Origin of the sequence: Agrobacterium rubi TR3 = NBRC 13261, assembly GCF_000739935.1 — a bacterium.
GTDB lineage: Bacteria > Pseudomonadota > Alphaproteobacteria > Rhizobiales > Rhizobiaceae > Agrobacterium > Agrobacterium rubi.
Map to the genome: position 1 here is coordinate 126956 of NZ_BBJU01000014.1, position 14734 is coordinate 141689.

A 14734-nucleotide genomic window follows, 5' to 3' on the forward strand; every position below is an offset into this window, starting at 1 on the left:
TGTCCTTGTCGCCTGAGATTGTTATCCCTTCGGCGAGCCGTCCTTGTGCAGGTGGCTTCTCTCCAGAGTTCCGTCCTCGCCGCTGGTCCTTTTGCCTGAGAGTTTCCGGGGCGGTTGCTCCTTCGGCCCCGCCGTGAGGCGGTGTCTCCCAGCGGGATAGATCGTCATTATCTGGTATGCGCGTTTCTTGGCAAGGACCAAATGACGCAGCCAAACAGTTTTTTGTTCCGCTTGCGTCATTGATCATCGTGGCACTGAAGCATTTGATCCACTAAGGGTCGGGCGTCGTCAATCGTCCTTCTTCTCTGGCAGCTTCTTGTGCTTAGTGGATGCCAGGTCTTCAAGTTCTTTTTCTGTCATGGACTTAGCCATGGTTTTTGAAGCGCCTTGTAAACGTGACTTCGGCATATCGCCGCGTTTTGCGGCAAGCGCTGCACCGGCGGCTTTCTGTTGTGCTTTGGATTTTGCGGGCATGGGACTGATCTCCTCGCGGTCTTTGACTGGGGCAAGAACGTGGCTTTCAACAGGGCGGTTCCGCCCGCATGCAATTGCACTTTGATTTACAGCAAGAACCGAGATATCGCTTCGTGTGATGAGAGCTTCTATGCGCAAGCGACCAACATTTGCGACACGGCTGTTGCGCATCTTCTGCGCCACGCTGATGCTGTCGCTCGGGTTTGCTCACAAGCCGGTGGCAATGATGGCCGCCCCTCCGCTTGCTTTCGACGAGGCCTACCGCCTTCCAGACGGACGTTTTGCGGAGATTTGCGAGGGCCATGCAGGCGTTGAGACTGCACACACACCCGGCAAGAAAGATCACTCCAGCATGCCTTCGCTGTTTTGCGAAGCCTGTCTTCTGAGTTCATCGATTCTCGTGCCCAAGCCGGATACCCATGCTTGGGTCAGGGCGCATTTCGCGTGGCTGGATAATCGTCCCACACTCGACGTGGCCGTCGTGCGTCATGTCGATGATCAGCGCCCCAAGGCGCGGGCGCCGCCGATCTTTCTTTGATCCCAAGCTATCACTCTAAAAAAACACGACTGGCGATGCTCCGAACGGGCCGCAGTCGAGAGGATCCAAAGATGAAGATTCGTAACGTGACTGTCTGTGCCGCTTTGCTGGCATCTGTCTCTGCTCTCCCGGCCTTTGCCCATACCAGTTTCGTCAACGCGAAGGCTGAGCAGGAAAGCACCATCGTCGCCGCGCTTCAGGTGCCGCATGGCTGCGAGGGTGGTCTTGCCACCACGGAAGTGCGCATCAAACTGCCGGAAGGTTTCATCTCCGCAAAGCCGCAGCCGAAGGCCGGTTGGGAGATCGAAATCATGGAGGGCGATTATCAGAAGAGCTACATGAACCATGGCTCGGAGGTGAAAAACGGGCCGTTGGAAATTCGCTGGAAGGGCGGCGACCTGCCGGACGCCTATTACGACACCTTCAATGTGCAGGGTAAGATTTCCGGCGTCGATGCGGGTACGAACTTGCCGTTCAAGGTCACGCAGGTGTGCGGAAAGAAGGGGACGGCAAATTGGGATGAGATTGCCGCCAAGGGCCAGGACGCGCATGCGCTGAAAAACCCGGCGCCGACCATTCATATCGTCGCACAACAGATGGCGGGCGAGAGCCAAGATCACGGTGCCATGGGCCATATGGCCGATGTCGTCAAAGCCGGAGACCTGGAAATCTCGGGCGCAAAGAGCAAAGCCATGCTGCCGGGTCAGCCTGTTGGCGGCGGCTTCGTCACGATCAAGAATGACGGCGCATCCGATGATCGCCTGGTATCTGTGGAATCACCCCTGGCTGGCCGCGCCGAAATTCACGAAATGGCGATGGTCAACGACGTGATGAAGATGCGCAAGCTGGATGCCGGTATCGTTATTCCCGCCGGCCAGACAATCGAACTGACGCCGGGTGGCCTGCACTTCATGTTCTTCAATGTCAGCAAGCCTTTCACTGAAGGCGACAAGGTGCCGGTGACGCTGACCTTCGAAAAGGCAGGCAAGGTTCAGGTGACGATGGATGTCGGCTCTGCCAAGGGTGGTCAGGACGCGCACCAGCATAACTGAATGAAAAAAGCTGCCGGGGAGGTATCTCGACCCGGCAGCTTATCTGATCGGCATTCGCTCAGATTTCGGCGCGACCTTTGTTATCCTCGTAAGCCTCGATGACCTCTTCCAGCGTGGCCTGGGGATTTTGATGCTGGCCAGCTGTCAGGAAATACGACGACAGTGCCGGTGGCTGCACTACATTCGCCATGATGTTGGCATCGTCATCGTCGCTCTTCCCGGTCTTGCGCGCCAGCTCGCGGACGGCCTGCTCGACCTCCGCCTTCCTCGAGGGACGCTGAACGGCCTTGATGCTATCGGCCACATATCCGGCGGTGGTCGCTGAAACTGTCAAAACTTGCACCATGCGATCACCCTCCTGATCTATAATTCTACCACGCTATCACTGGCGCATTTATTCTCAATTAAATCCAATGGTTGCATTTTAGGGGAATTTGAACGAGTTCCGAAGTGGATTTTTTACGCTGCAGGGACGGTTGGGAATTTCTCTTTCTTTTTGTTTGCTCTAAATACGCTTCTGCCTGTTCGTCGCAGTCGGTTCCCTCGGAGAATATCCATGCTCAACATCGCGCTCGTTGCCATCGGTGGTGCCATCGGTTCGGTTGCCCGTTATCTTGTCGGCGTTTTGGGCACGCGCCTCGCTGGCCCGAATTTTCCTTGGGGTACGATCACCGTCAACATCGTTGGCGCGTTTCTGATCGGCCTTATGGTTGAGGTCGTGGCGCGGCGCTTCGATGCCTCGGCTGAAATGCGGGTCTTCATCGTGACGGGTGTCATCGGTGGTTTCACCACGTGGTCATCCTTCACGCTAGATGCCGTCGTGCTTTTCGAGCGCGGGGAGATGGGGCTGGCCGCCCTTTATCTTGGTGGAAGTCTCATCCTTTCTTTCGCTGCTATCTTTGCCGGGCTGGCCTTGGGACGCAGTTTGTTCTAAAGGCAACCCAAATGCCGCACATCAACGATGCGGCGCCCAATAAAAGAAAGTCTATAATTGCCATGGCAGGTATCGAGCACATCACGGTTGAAGCCGAAGAGTCCGGCATGCGGCTCGATCGCTGGTTCAAGATCCATTATCCCGGTCTCGGATTTGGTCCGCTGCAAAAGCTGCTGCGTTCCGGCCAGGTTCGCGTCGATGGCGGCCGGGTGAAGACCGATGCCCGCGTGGAAGCCGGACAGACTGTTCGCGTGCCGCCGCTCGATGTCGACAGCAAGGTGAAGGGCGGGCCGATCAGCTCGACCGACCTGAAGAATTCCGACGATGTCGATCTGTTGAAGCGCATGCTGCTGCATGAAGACGAAAAAGTCTTTGTGTTCAACAAGCCCGCTGGCATTGCCGTGCAGGGTGGCTCCGGCATCAACCGTCACATCGATGGTCTGCTGGAAGCATGGACGAGTTCCAAGGGCGAAAAGCCGCGTCTGGTCCACCGCATCGACCGCGATACATCAGGCGTGCTGGTCGTTGCCCGTACCAGAGGTGCTGCACAGAAGTTGACCGCAGCGTTTCGTGAGCGCGACACCAAGAAGACCTACTGGTCTCTAGTCAAGGGCGTTCCGCGCAAGCATCAGGACAAACTTTCCACTTGGCTCGTCAAGGAGCAGACCCCCGATGGCGACCGCATGCGGATTGCCAAGCATGGTGAGGAGGGTGCGGATCACGCCGTTTCCTATTACCGCGTGATCGATACCGCAGCGCAAAACCTCGCATGGCTGGAAATGGAACCCTATACGGGCCGCACGCACCAGCTTCGCGTTCACGCGCTGCATATGGGCCACCCGATCATCGGTGATCCCAAATATTTCATCGAAGACACCAACTGGGATTTCCCTGGCGGCGTCCAGAAGCGCCTGCACCTGCATGCACGCAAGATCGATATTCCGCATCCATCCGGCGGACGCCTTCGTGTGACGGCACCTTTGCCACCCCACATGGTGCAGACCTGGAACCTGCTTGGTCTTGATGTCGCAGACGGCGACAGGGATGACGAATGAAACTGGTTCTCTTTGATTGCGATGGTACGCTCGTCGATAGCGCTGGCCTCATCCACGCGGTGATGTCTGATACTTTTGCAGATTTCGGAAAGCCAAGACCTGATATTTCGGCCACTAAATCGATCATAGGTCTGACACTGGACATCGCGATTGCCCGCATGCTCGGAAAGGAGCATGTGGATGAAGAAGCGCGCGCGATGACAGGGCATTATCGGAAAATCTACCACCCTCTGCGCGAGCGGCCCGACATGATCGTTCCGTTGTTCGAAGGCATCAACTCATTGATCAGTAATCTGGTGCTACGAGAGGATTTGCTGATAGGAGCGGTAACCGGCAAGGGGCGGCGCGGCTTGATGCATATTTTAGAGACGCACGGGTTCCTCCAGCATTTCATCGTATCGCGCACGGCGGATGATTGCCCTTCCAAGCCGCATCCGGCCATGGTGACGGAATGCTGTAGCGAGACCGGCATGGTGCCTGCCGACACGATCGTGATCGGCGATGCCATCTATGATATGCAGATGGCAAAAGCGGCGGGCGCAAAAGCCATTGGCGTCGCTTGGGGCTACGCTTCCGTTGATGATCTCTGGAAAGCCGGAGCGGACGCCATCGTCAACCATCCCAGTGAAATTCCCGGCCATATTCCGGGCTGATGAGGACGTATCATGCGTGATCTCTTGAACGATCTGACCGAAGGTCTCAGCCACCCCGATCCCATTCGCCGTTCGCAAATCCAGATGCAGAAACCTTTGCCGAAGCGGTTCTACAAGGATGTGACGGTGGGTGAGACGGAGGAGGGTGCGTTCAGCATTCTTCTCGACGGCAAGACCATGCGCACACCCGCCAAAAGCCCGCTGATGGTGCCCACCCGCGCGCTTGCGCAGTTGTTGCGCGATGAATGGGATGCGCAGATGGAGGTCATCGACCCCACGATCATGCCGGTGTCCCGTCACGTGAATACCGCCATCGATGGCATTGCCAGCGATCCGCAAGCGGTCTTCGAGGACATCCTGCGCTTTTCGTCCAGCGATCTTCTTTGCTATCGGGCAGGGGAGCCGCAGGCACTGGTCGCGCGTCAATCGGAGCATTGGGACCCCATCATCGACTGGGCGGCCAATACGCTGGGAGCGCGGTTCATTCTGGTCGAAGGCGTGATGCACCAGGAACAGCCGCGTGAGGCGACCGCTGCCTTTGCTGTTACTTTGAGGAAATACGATACGCCAATCGAGCTGGCGGCGCTTCACACCATGACGACACTGACCGGCTCTGCCATTCTGGCGCTTGCACTGGCTGAAGGCGAACGCACTGTGGAAGAGGTCTGGGCGCTCGCGCATCTGGATGAAAACTGGACGGCTGAGCAGTGGGGCGAAGACGAGGACGCGCAAATCCGAACCGCGAAACGCTTTATCGACATGCGCGCGGCATTCGATGTCCTGCGTGCGGCAAGATCGGGTAAAGCCTGACGTTTTAACGGTTTTCTAACCGTAAATGGTGATGATGGATGCAGAGCCTGACGTAGGGGGAGGCATCTGTCATGCATCACTCGTTGAAGCGTCTTTGCATCCTTTTACCGATATCGCTTGCGCTCATGTCCTTCAGGCTCGAGCCCGAAGCGCTCGATGTCGACCGGCTGCTCTATGATGTCCGTGGTGCCTTCCTCGCGGCTAGACCCGACATTTCCGCCGAGTTGATGCAATCGATCCATTACGAGATCTCCAACGCCATCTCATCCACCAACCGGGACAAAACGCGTCCCCGTGTGGTGCTGACCATTCGTCTTCTCAACGTCAACAAAGCCTCGCTCATGTTCGGAGAACGGGCATCGGCCCGTGTCGTCGTGCGCGCTGCGGCCGTGCAGACGGGGGAGGTGGTTGCCGAATCGAAGTTCACCGCGACCATTATCGGCATCGACAAGTCGTCCATCGAACGGGAGCTTGCCCACGGCATTGCCGAACGCGTCATCACCGAGTTTCGCCTGAACCACCCGTCTGCTGTCACGACAGCCTTGTTTCCGAGCCGTTTTTAATTCACCGTCACATTCTTTAGGTAGGCAGTTGTTGCGTGACTGACGGAGGATATGGTGAAGTTCATTGGCACAATCGGTTTGGCTCTTACGGTCCTCATGCCCTTCACTCTTCGCGCAGATGAAAACCGCATCGACAGAATAAGACCGGACGCGCCGCTTCTTGCGCCCTATGGCACCTATCCCGTCGGCGTGCGCAGCCTCAAGGTCGCCAATCCGGGTCAGGTCGATGTCGTCAAGATCGAGCCCGGCAAGGAGCCGCCTCGTTACGACCGTCCGCTACAGCTGGAGGTGTGGTATCCAACCGACAATGCCGATGGCGGCGGTGCCTATAACGTGCTACTGCGCGACGGCAAGACGGAGGTCTCGATCGGTGGACGCGCGAAACGCGACGCAGAGCCCCGCAAGGCCAATGGCGAAACTTTCCCGCTCATCATCATCTCACATGGTTATCCCGGTAACCGCTTTTTGATGAGCCCCCTGGCGGAAAACCTTGCCAGCAAGGGATATGTCGTCGCCTCCATTGATCACACCGACAGCACCTATGACGACATGGGCGCGTTCGGCAGCACGCTGGTCAACCGTCCGCTCGACCAGCGTTTCGTTTTGGAGGAAATCGCAAGACTGTCTACCGACAAAAGCAGCTTTCTGTCGGGTCTGGTCGATGTGACAAATACTGGATTGATCGGCTATTCCATGGGCGGATATGGTGCCGTGGTGACCGCAGGTGCCGGTGTTTCGGAAAAAGCCGTCAGTGCAGACTGGAGCGCCAAAGAGCGCGCCCTTGCGGTCCATCAGGCGGGGTCGAAAGAGCATCAGGAGCTCTTCGATCCTCGCTTCAAAGCCATCATCGCCATCGCGCCCTGGGGCATGCAGCGTGGCATGTGGGATGACAAGGGATTGTCTGAAATCAAAGTCCCGATCTTCTTCATGGCTGGTAGCGCCGATGACGTCTCGGATTATCAAAAAGGCATCCGCAAGATTTTCGAAGGCAAGATGCCGGTCGACCGCTACCTTCTGACCTTCGCTGACGCCAATCACAATGCCGCAGCCACGATGCCAGCCCCGGCCGAAAGCTGGGCGATGAACGAGACCCTCGGCTTTGCACCCTTTGAGCACTATGCCGACCCCGTATGGGACACGGTGCGCATGAACAACATCGCCCAGCACTTCGCCACCGCCTGGTTCGACCTCAAGCTCAAGAAAGATGAGACCAAATCGCGTTATCTCGATCTCGTCGAGCAATCCGACGAGGGCGTGTGGGCCGCCAATAAGGATGGCAGTCTGAAACCCGAACACACCTATTGGACTGGTTTTGCCAATCGCACTGCCAAAGGTTTGCGACTGGAACATCGCAAACCCGATTGATACCTCAACCCATTTAGGTGATCAGCCGAGGCGTTCGGCGTGCCACTTCAGGTGATCATCCATGAAGGTGGAGATGAAGTAATAGGAGTGGTCGTAGCGCTCGTGCATGCGCAGCGTTAGGTCGATCTCCGTGCCTTTGGTTGCCTCCTCGAACAGCCATGGGCGGAGGCCTGTTTCGAGAAAATTGTCCGCCTTGCCCTGATCGATCAGGAATTCCGGAAAACGCGCACCGTCTTCCACCAGCGCACAGGCATCGTACTGACGCCACGTCGCCTTGTCTTCGCCGAGATATTTCTCGAGCGCAGGTGCCGACCAATCGGCTGACGAGGGTGCGACGATGGGCGCGAAGGCCGAGCAGCTCTTGAAGCGGTCGGGGTTCTTCAAAGCTATGGTCATGGCGCCATGCCCACCCATGGAGTGTCCAAAGATGCCTTGGCGGCTCATATCCACGCGGAACTGCTGCGAGACGAGGGCAGGGAGCTCCTGAGTGATGTAGCTATACATCTGGTAGTGATCAGCCCACGGCTTTTCGGTCGCATCGAGATAAAAGCCGGCGCCCTTGCCCATCTGCCAGTTGGTAAATTCATCTGCGACCTCGTTGCCGCGTGGGCTGGTATCGGGGCAAACGACGATCAAGCCGAGCTCCGACGCCATGCGCCTATACTCACCCTTATCCATCACATTGGCATGGGTGCAAGTGAGGCCGGACAGGTACCAGACAACCGGGCAGGGCTCCTGGATCGCTTTTGGCGGCACGTAGACGGCAAATGTCATCTCGCAGTTGGTGACATCGGAATCATGAGCGAAAACGCCTTGCATGCCGCCGAATGCGGTGTTTTGAGAGATGATTTTCATGGATATGTCCTGTCTTTGATAAAGGATCAGCCCGCGAGCGATACGGCTGCATTGACGGCGGCGGCCACCAGCACCGTGTTGAAGAAGAACGACACGATGGAGTGCAAAAGCACGACCTTTCGCATCGATGTCGTCGTGACCGCGACATCCGATGTCTGTGCCGTCATGCCGATGACGATGGAGAAATAGAGAAATTCGTAGATACTGGGCTCTTTGGTCTGTGGAAAATCCATGCCGCCATGCGTCTGCTGTTTGGCCGTGGCTTTTGTCGGGCGCCAGAACACATGGGCATAATGCATCGCGGTCATCGTGTGGATCGTCAACCAGCCGAAAACAACGGATAGAAAAGCCAAAGAGAGCGACCAGACCGTTTCACCACTCGTGTGATTGAGTGCGCTGAACAGAGACACGACTGCTACACCTACAGCCAGGAATGTGATGGCGATGATAACGATGGCGGGCAGGTCGTCGCTATCGGCATGTGCTTTCAAATGCGCGGCGGTGAGGCGAGGGAGCCGGAAAAGGACAATCACCAGATATGTCAGGAAGAAGACGATAGCCGCACCCTCGACCGCCAGAGACGGCGAGACGAGGAGAGACCCGATCAGCACCAATGCGGCCAACACGATCGCAATCAGGAAGGGACGATGGCGGTAGAAATTACTGACCCGAGGCTGGGTGGGTTTCATGATGGCACTCCGATGCATCGCCTATCTTTTGACGCGACGGCAAAGGCGGTCAAGCGTTTCCAGAAAGTTGGACCGGTCACGTGGAGAGAATGCCGCATTGTAGCCCTTGCTTTCCCCGGTCTCGCGCAAATGCGCACCAAGATCGCGCATCGCGGTGGCCATGCCGATATTGGTCTTGTCGAAGACGCGGCCCGTCGGTCCGGTGACCTGCGCACCATTGGCAACGCAGCGTCCTGCCAGGGGCACATCAGCCGTGATAACGATATCGTCTTCGGCCGCACGCTCAGCAATCCAGTCATCGGCCGCATCGAAGGAACTCGAGACGATCACATTCTTGACCATGGGATCCCGAGACGGCCGCAAGCCGGAATTGGCAACAAACGTCACTTCCAGCCTATGCCGCTCCGCAACCTTCAAAATCTCCGCCTTCACAGGGCAGGCATCGGCATCAACATAAATCTGCGGCATGGTTCTCTTCTGGGTCAGGACTATCGATGTCTTTTAAAAGTGCGTCAGGGGATTCCCAAGAAGTTTTTCGCTGGTATTGCGCGGCAGCGTCAAAAAGATGTGGTGACGGTGAGGGAGAGTCATCGCATCGTCATGCCCATGCTGAATATGACAGTGTCCGGAAGGGTACGATATCAGCGAGGCATCCATGTTGATCATTTTTGGCGGATTGCCCGGCTCTGGAAAAAGCACCATAGCCCAAGCCTTGGCTGCGCGCCTGCAAGCGACCTATATGCGAGTGGACACGATCGAACAAGCCATACGATCATCCAATTCAATGACGGCTGGCGCTGATGTCGGGTCGGCGGGATATGTCGCACTTTATCGGATAGCGGCAGACAACCTCGAACTTGGCCAGACCGTCATTGCTGATACAGTCAATCGCATCGAAATCACCCGTGCTGCATTCAGGAAAACGGCGACCGACGCCCAGCGAGCGTTCCTCGAAATAGAGATCAGCTGCTCCGACCCCGAACTGCATCAGCACCGAGCCGAAACCCGGCAATCGACCATTGAGGGACACATATCACCAACGTGGAAAGACATCCAAGCGCGCACATTCGAACCGTGGAATGCCGACCTGCGTATCGATACCGCTGTGTTGTCGGTTGAGGAGAGCGTCGCCAGAATAATGGACGTCATTCGAGACAGATCTGGTGCCGTTGAGTGAGTGCCAGGAGTGTGTGAATGCAATCAGCAATGTCAAAGCTGATTAGAGATGCGACGCCGCCGGCCCGTTAGAAATGCGACACTTGCGGCCTTCTTGTTTCGACAATCAGCCCCCGACCGGACCGGCTGGCCCGGGTTGCAAGGGTAGGGAGGGGGCGGGTGACGGAACACACCTTCGGCTTTAGCTTCCTCAGTCCTCACGACTGCATTGCGCCAACAGTGGACATTGCGGCGGCTACAAAATTCCATATCCTGCGACGTATCGAAAATCGGGGCAACAAGTCTTGCCGAGATTAGGATTTCTGCGAACGCGTCGCCATCCATTCGGCCATCATAGCGCTGCTATCTGCGGCAAATCGATCTTCAAGCACTTTGGATTGCACGATACGATCTGCACGGAAATGACGATAATCCCCCCGAAGCTCGCACCATGCGGCGATTAACGTAACATCGACATAATAGACCGTGGCGACAGGCCAGATTGTGCGTTGTGATCGGCGCTGTTGCTCGTCGATGTAGCTGATGCTGATCTTGCGGCATGTGCGGATTGCATTGCGCACGTCGAGCAGCTCGATCCCCTCCGGTCGGACTGCATCCCCTTCCGAAACATAGAACCGGGGAGACGCCAGGTAGGAGCGCAGTTCCTTGGGAACGGTATGCTGTAGCTTATTCAGGACGCTCTCGGCCGCTTCCTGCAGTTTCGGATCACGAATGCGTTGCACGAGATTGGCACCGACAGTGATTGCCTCGATTTCTTCCATTGTGAACATCATAGTTGGTAAATCGAACCCTTTGCGCAGGAAATAACCGAGTCCAGGCTCACCCTCGATAGGAATCCGACGTGCTTGCAAGGTCGCGATGTCGCGATAGATGGTCCGAGGCGTCACTTCGAGTTTTTGCGCGAGCGCGGCGGCTGTAGTGGGCTGTGTTGTTCCGCGCAGCGCCTGAATAATATCGAAAAGACGATCGGCACGGCGCATGAGCAGCCTTCCAAACACTACTGACAAAACGGTGTCAGTAGTATGGGATTACAAGGCTCCCGATGCAAGGAGGCGACAATGCAAGACGATCACAATAAATGGCTTGGTACGCTGCTGATTGTAGGCTCTGCGATCGCCTACAGCCTGTCCGGATATTTCACTCGGCTCATCACGCTCGACGTGTGGACGGTTCTGTTCTGGCGAGGAATTTTTGGGGGGCTGTTCATCGGCGCTTATGTGGTCTGGCGGTATCGGCAAGACTTATCGCGAACGGTCCTAGCCATTGGGATGCCCGGCTTCTGGGTCATGGTCCTATCTACGGTTGCCACGGTTTGCTTCATCAATGCCTTGCGCCTGGCTCCGGTGGCAGACGTGATGACAATACATGCCGCAATTCCCTTCATGACCGCCGTACTCGCCCTTGTGTTCTTAGGCGAGCGGGAAGACTGGACGACATGGTCGGCAAGTTTCATGGCGCTGATCGGCGTTATGATCATCGTCAACCCGCAAGCGTCAGGCGGCCATCTGGCAGGTTACGCCTTCGCGACCACGATGGCGCTATCCTATGCCGCAATGATGGTCATCATCCGCAAGAGTCGACATGTTTCCATGCTCCCGGCAGCCTCCCTGTCCGCCTTTCTTTGTGCATTCGTGGTGCTGCCATTCGCTCAACCCATGCGGGTAACGGCCGCTGTCATGTTAGGCCTCGTGCTGTTTGGAACCGTTCAGTTCGGTCTGCGTCTGCTGTTGGTGACGGTCGGAACCCGGCTGATTTCGGCCACTCGCTCTGCCTTGGTAGGCAGCTTGGAAAACCCGCTTGCGCCGTTTTGGGTCTGGATAGCTTTCGGGGAAATTCCCGCATGGGCCACATGGGTCGGCGGCAGCCTGGTCATGGGATCGGTGATGTTCGAAGTTCTGACGAAATCAAGGCGGCGGCAAAAGAGTGGCTACGCCCTGGCTCAAAGCTAGGCTATTGTCGTAAATTTTTCCGACATTTGCAGCGCCACGAAGTCAGGATATTCAAGACCATTTGTCCGACGGCGGATGACCGCTTGGGCCCAAATGCAGCCTTGGCGGCAATGCGCCAATTGAGGAAATTGCGATCGATGAGTACCAGCAGCGCCGCTGCATGACTTTTCGACTGCAATAGGTTAGGGGAAAGCTGTGCCTCCGAGAAACGTTCCTGGTGATCTATCGCTGGTAATCGATCCCCAGCCATCACTTGAAACTTGAAAGTCCGCTACATGGATAACAGTCGATCGACCGCCAAAGCGGCAGTATGGATCCACGAAGATCATTTTCTGGATGCTCATAATCCAATCGATCATCGGCCTCGTTCCGGCACTGAACGTGTGGCTTTGGCCTTCGGCTTCAACATGGCCCTGGATATTCCTGTTCGCATTTGCTGGTTCATTTGCCCACTTTTGCATGGCGAAGGCCTTGGCCCATGCAGACGCCACAGTTGTGATGCCTATGGACTATCTGCGAGTGCCATTATCCGCTGTACTCGGGTATTTCTTGTATGCCGAGGCGATAGACGGCTTCACAGCAGTCGGCGCGGGTTTGATCCTGTTTGGTAATCTGTTCAACCTGCGACGACCTAACGCCGAGAAAATTGCATCCATACCGAGTTGATGGTTGAGAAATGCTGCGAAGTAAAGATCATCGCGGAAATGCCGACGCTTGTTCCCGATCTGAGTGGATCGCATACCATTCCTGACGCTCCTGACCGAAGTCAGGCTGAACATCGTCGCATCCTTGCTCCCAACGTTGACATTGACCAGCGTCGTCATGCGAGGAGAGTGTCGCATTTCTATCCGGCCCAAGTGTCGCATTACTAAATGGGCGTCACAAGCATGTGGCAGAGGAATTGAAATGTCCGCCGCTGTGCAAAGTAGAAATGTCCAAATAAGGCGTCTCGGCTATTCAGGCATGCCACACTGACACCGCGGATCAGCCCCCGACCGAACCGGCTCTCCGGTTGCAGGGAGAGGGCGGGTGCGGGTGATGAAACACTCTTTCGGCTGAGCTCTGAAACTCTTCACTCCGCCGCTTGCTGCTGCGACAACGCTTTCCGTCGCCGCGCAATCACGGCCGGATCGTTCGTGAAGTCTTTCCGACGACCGGGTCCACGAGCGCGTTTGATGTAGCCATTTTTATCGCTGCTGCTTTTCACCTCAGGCGCGGGGCGCTCGTCCTGACGCTCTTTGATATACGCCAGGACATCACCGAGCCTTTTATTCTCGGTGATCGCCGCATGCGTGACCCGCTGATCCTTGTCGAATACCGTATAGGGCAGGGAGTACCCTCTCCAGCGCAAGTCCAGTCGATCATCCGCATAGGCATAGGTCTCAACATATTTACCAACAAGGCCGCGCGTGACGTCCGTCTCCTCTAGCATGATGCGTTTGCGCTCATAGGAGAATGTCAGCTGTGATCCAACATAACGCTGTTCACGCTTGCAAAGGATATCGGATAACCGATCCGGTGCGAGATTCACCGGTCGGTGCAGGTCATCAGATCGGGCAGGGACGACCGCAAATCGTGCGTTATAATCGTCCATGAAGTCAGGCAAAAATGCATTACCGGCGTCCATCGTGTCGATGCCAGCCAATCGCAACTCCTTGACCAGCCGATCCTGCAATGTTCGGTTCATCCGTTCCACACGGCCCTTCGCCTGGCTTGAATTTGCACAGAGAATCTCGATATTTAACTCACACAGCGCCCGCCCGAACTGGGTCATTCCCTGGCCACCTTTGGCGTCCTTCTTTGCCACCCGGAACACCGAATGCTTGTCGGAATAGAAGGCAATCGGCGCGCCGTGACGCTTGAGATAAAGCGCCAGCGCCTCGAAGTAGGTGAAGGCGCTCTCGGAACGCACAAAACGCAGCTGCATCAACCGGCCGGTCGCGTCGTCGACGAACACCAGCAAAGAACACGCTGGCCCGCGATCCTCAAACCAACGGTGCTCAGAACCATCAATCTGCACCAGCTCGCCATAGGCCTCACGTCGAAGTCGCGGCTGGTGAAACGTCCGCCGCTGCTTGCGCGACAACCAAAGTCCAGCATCGACCATCCAGTTGCGAACCGTCTCACGCGAAACCTGCAGGCCATCACGCTCGGCAAGCTTCTCGGTCGCCAGGGTCGGTCCGAAATCCGCATAACTCTCCCGAACGAGCGCCACAGCGTAGTCGCGAATACCATCATTGATCCGGTTGTTCGACGGTCGACCAATGGCCTTGTGGCGGATCGACGCCGCACCACCAGTTCGGATCCGATCCAGCAGCCGGCGAACCTGACGCTCACTCAGGGCAAGTACATGTGCCGCTGATACCATCGTCATTCGACCGGCTATGATTTTCGACAAAACCTCGATCCGCCGCAAATCGCGCTCGCTCATCGTAATCAGTCCCATCTGCAATCTCCCAGGTGTCAATCAGACCCGGGGAGTGTGACATTCCAACTTTGCAGAAACAGGACACTTTAACTTTGCGGCTACACACAAAGATCGCATAAGATATATTATGGAACTTTTTGATATCGGTGGAGTGGCAGATGGCTAAGCTTATTCTTCTATTTGGAACACCAGA

At 56.4% G+C, this 14734-nt stretch carries 18 protein-coding genes and 1 riboswitch; of the genes, 11 read left to right on the forward strand and 7 right to left on the reverse strand.

The window, feature by feature from the left end:
• Nucleotides 1–73 precede the first annotated feature (73 nt).
• Nucleotides 74–161, reverse strand: a riboswitch (glycine riboswitch).
• Between the two features lie 127 nt (nucleotides 162–288).
• A complete protein-coding gene (locus RRU01S_RS11730; RefSeq protein WP_045230460.1) occupies nucleotides 289–474 on the reverse strand; it encodes a DUF3008 family protein in 186 nt (61 codons plus the stop codon).
• 130 nt (nucleotides 475–604) lie between these two features.
• On the opposite strand from RRU01S_RS11730, the gene RRU01S_RS11735 reads away from it, so the two are divergent.
• Nucleotides 605–1012, forward strand: coding sequence for a hypothetical protein (locus RRU01S_RS11735; RefSeq protein WP_234936069.1), 408 nt, complete (start codon nucleotides 605–607; stop codon nucleotides 1010–1012).
• Between the two features lie 71 nt (nucleotides 1013–1083).
• The gene (locus tag RRU01S_RS11740) at nucleotides 1084–2064 is read left to right on the forward strand and encodes a copper chaperone PCu(A)C domain-containing protein (RefSeq protein WP_045230623.1); all 981 of its coding nucleotides are present in this window, start codon (nucleotides 1084–1086) and stop codon (nucleotides 2062–2064) included.
• A 58-nt stretch (nucleotides 2065–2122) separates the two neighbouring features.
• Here the strand turns inward: RRU01S_RS11740 and RRU01S_RS11745 are convergent, their stop codons facing one another.
• The gene (locus tag RRU01S_RS11745; protein ID WP_045230462.1) at nucleotides 2123–2410 is read right to left on the reverse strand and encodes a hypothetical protein; all 288 of its coding nucleotides are present in this window, start codon (nucleotides 2408–2410) and stop codon (nucleotides 2123–2125) included.
• Between the two features lie 210 nt (nucleotides 2411–2620).
• On the opposite strand from RRU01S_RS11745, the gene crcB reads away from it, so the two are divergent.
• The 6 genes from crcB (at nucleotide 2621) to RRU01S_RS11775 (ending at nucleotide 7444) form a co-directional block, all read left to right on the forward strand.
• Nucleotides 2621–2998 carry a fluoride efflux transporter CrcB gene (gene crcB / locus RRU01S_RS11750; protein ID WP_045230463.1) on the forward strand — a complete coding sequence of 126 codons (378 nt, stop codon included), beginning with the start codon at nucleotides 2621–2623 and terminating at the stop codon, nucleotides 2996–2998.
• A 62-nt stretch (nucleotides 2999–3060) separates the two neighbouring features.
• Nucleotides 3061–4053: an RluA family pseudouridine synthase gene (locus RRU01S_RS11755; RefSeq protein WP_045230624.1), complete on the forward strand. Its 993-nt coding sequence runs from the start codon at nucleotides 3061–3063 to the stop codon at nucleotides 4051–4053.
• Nucleotides 4050–4706 carry an HAD-IA family hydrolase gene (locus RRU01S_RS11760; protein ID WP_045230464.1) on the forward strand — a complete coding sequence of 219 codons (657 nt, stop codon included), beginning with the start codon at nucleotides 4050–4052 and terminating at the stop codon, nucleotides 4704–4706. Before RRU01S_RS11755 ends, RRU01S_RS11760 begins: the two co-directional genes overlap by 4 nt.
• A gap of 12 nt (nucleotides 4707–4718) precedes the next feature.
• Nucleotides 4719–5516, forward strand: coding sequence for an ATP12 family chaperone protein (locus tag RRU01S_RS11765; protein WP_045230465.1), 798 nt, complete (start codon nucleotides 4719–4721; stop codon nucleotides 5514–5516).
• A gap of 71 nt (nucleotides 5517–5587) precedes the next feature.
• Nucleotides 5588–6079 (forward strand): hypothetical protein, encoded by a 492-nt coding sequence (locus RRU01S_RS11770; RefSeq protein WP_045230466.1) that lies wholly within the window; start codon nucleotides 5588–5590, stop codon nucleotides 6077–6079.
• 54 nt (nucleotides 6080–6133) lie between these two features.
• Complete coding sequence (locus tag RRU01S_RS11775) at nucleotides 6134–7444, forward strand: alpha/beta hydrolase family protein (RefSeq protein WP_209806533.1); 1311 nt, start codon at nucleotides 6134–6136, stop codon at nucleotides 7442–7444.
• Nucleotides 7445–7465: 21 nt separating this feature from the next.
• Here the strand turns inward: RRU01S_RS11775 and fghA are convergent, their stop codons facing one another.
• From fghA to RRU01S_RS11790, 3 genes are read right to left on the reverse strand one after another with little or no spacing between them, the layout of a single operon-like run.
• The gene (fghA, locus tag RRU01S_RS11780; protein WP_045230467.1) at nucleotides 7466–8299 is read right to left on the reverse strand and encodes an S-formylglutathione hydrolase; all 834 of its coding nucleotides are present in this window, start codon (nucleotides 8297–8299) and stop codon (nucleotides 7466–7468) included.
• Between the two features lie 26 nt (nucleotides 8300–8325).
• Nucleotides 8326–8988 (reverse strand): DUF1345 domain-containing protein, encoded by a 663-nt coding sequence (locus RRU01S_RS11785; protein ID WP_045230626.1) that lies wholly within the window; start codon nucleotides 8986–8988, stop codon nucleotides 8326–8328.
• A gap of 21 nt (nucleotides 8989–9009) precedes the next feature.
• Entirely contained in the window at nucleotides 9010–9456 is a 447-nt protein-coding gene (locus tag RRU01S_RS11790; protein ID WP_045230468.1) for a YaiI/YqxD family protein, read from the reverse strand.
• A 187-nt stretch (nucleotides 9457–9643) separates the two neighbouring features.
• Here RRU01S_RS11790 and RRU01S_RS11795 point away from each other — a divergent pair, with 187 nt between their 5' ends.
• On the forward strand, nucleotides 9644–10165 hold the full coding sequence (locus RRU01S_RS11795; RefSeq protein ID WP_045230469.1) for a P-loop nucleotide/nucleoside kinase family protein: 522 nt from the start codon (nucleotides 9644–9646) through the stop codon (nucleotides 10163–10165).
• A 292-nt stretch (nucleotides 10166–10457) separates the two neighbouring features.
• Here the strand turns inward: RRU01S_RS11795 and RRU01S_RS11800 are convergent, their stop codons facing one another.
• Complete coding sequence (locus RRU01S_RS11800; protein ID WP_045230470.1) at nucleotides 10458–11144, reverse strand: helix-turn-helix transcriptional regulator; 687 nt, start codon at nucleotides 11142–11144, stop codon at nucleotides 10458–10460.
• Between the two features lie 78 nt (nucleotides 11145–11222).
• On the opposite strand from RRU01S_RS11800, the gene RRU01S_RS11805 reads away from it, so the two are divergent.
• Together RRU01S_RS11805 and RRU01S_RS11815 are read left to right on the forward strand one after the other, a co-directional pair.
• Complete coding sequence (locus tag RRU01S_RS11805; protein WP_045230471.1) at nucleotides 11223–12113, forward strand: DMT family transporter; 891 nt, start codon at nucleotides 11223–11225, stop codon at nucleotides 12111–12113.
• Between the two features lie 279 nt (nucleotides 12114–12392).
• Nucleotides 12393–12779, forward strand: coding sequence for an EamA family transporter (locus tag RRU01S_RS11815; protein WP_081880062.1), 387 nt, complete (start codon nucleotides 12393–12395; stop codon nucleotides 12777–12779).
• 406 nt (nucleotides 12780–13185) lie between these two features.
• Here RRU01S_RS11815 and RRU01S_RS11820 read toward each other — a convergent pair whose 3' ends face one another.
• Nucleotides 13186–14559: an ISNCY family transposase gene (locus tag RRU01S_RS11820; RefSeq protein WP_045230473.1), complete on the reverse strand. Its 1374-nt coding sequence runs from the start codon at nucleotides 14557–14559 to the stop codon at nucleotides 13186–13188.
• Nucleotides 14560–14734 lie beyond the last annotated feature (175 nt).